The sequence below is a fragment of the Lactiplantibacillus sp. 30.2.29 genome, assembly GCF_018991255.1.
GTDB lineage: Bacteria > Bacillota > Bacilli > Lactobacillales > Lactobacillaceae > Lactiplantibacillus > Lactiplantibacillus pentosus.
This window is the reverse complement of the sequence record NZ_JAGYGU010000109.1, coordinates 1-771: the sequence shown is the minus strand read 5'-3', so window position 1 is coordinate 771 and position 771 is coordinate 1. Positions and strand designations below refer to the sequence as shown.

The 771-nt window shown below is 38.4% G+C and carries 1 protein-coding gene; it reads left to right on the top strand.

Translation table 11 applies throughout. The features are described 5' to 3' along the window. Nucleotides 1-296: 296 nt before the first annotated feature. Complete coding sequence (locus tag KGF65_RS16765; RefSeq protein ID WP_015474713.1) at nucleotides 297-764, top strand: DNA starvation/stationary phase protection protein; 468 nt, start codon at nucleotides 297-299, stop codon at nucleotides 762-764. Nucleotides 765-771: the final 7 nt, after the last annotated feature.

The following is a 771-nucleotide window of genomic DNA, read 5'->3' as shown; positions in this document are numbered from 1 at the left end:
AGCATCCTTTTTTGTGCCTTATTTAATTTACACTCATTGTTACCCACTACCCATTCATCCTTTGTACGTATAAAGGGGTTTTGCGCACTTTCCTTTAACGCGTTTTGAACATCTTCATAAGGTAAATAAAATTCAATTGTAGATTTATTTAATTTTACAATCTACCATATAACGTCTCCATCTTTTCAAAACGACTTAATTCTACGGGCTATAAATAACTTAATTTGCCAGTGTATAACGTTTCAGATTAAGCTACCACTAAGTTATAATAACCATATCGAAAGGAGATCAATCTAATGAAATATACGAAAACCAAAGCAGTATTAAATCAACTCGTTGCCGATTTGAGCCAGATGTCAATGATTATCCATCAGACGCATTGGTACATGCGTGGACCCAACTTTTTGAAGTTGCACCCTTTGATGGATGAGTTCATGGAAGAAATTGACAGCCAACTCGATGTCATTTCTGAACGGCTGATTGCGCTTGATGGCAGTCCTTACTCGACCTTAAAAGAAATGGTCGAAAACACTAAGATTCAAGACTGGCCTGGTGAATGGGACAAAACAACCCCAGAACGCCTCGCACACCTAGTTGATGGCTATCGTTACTTGGAAGACCTTTACCAACACGGCATTGAAGTATCCGATGTTGAAAAAGACTTCAGTACCCAAGATATTTTCATTGGTCTCAAAACCGCAATTGAGAAGAAAATCTGGATGATTCAGGCAGAGCTTGGGTCGGCGCCGGAAATTGATGAATAAAATAATA

What these genes read in the sequence shown, in the direction of transcription:
- KGF65_RS16765 (WP_015474713.1), top strand. Translation starts at nt 297, where the DNA reads ATGAAATATACGAAAACCAAAGCAGTATTAAATCAACTCGTTGCCGAT.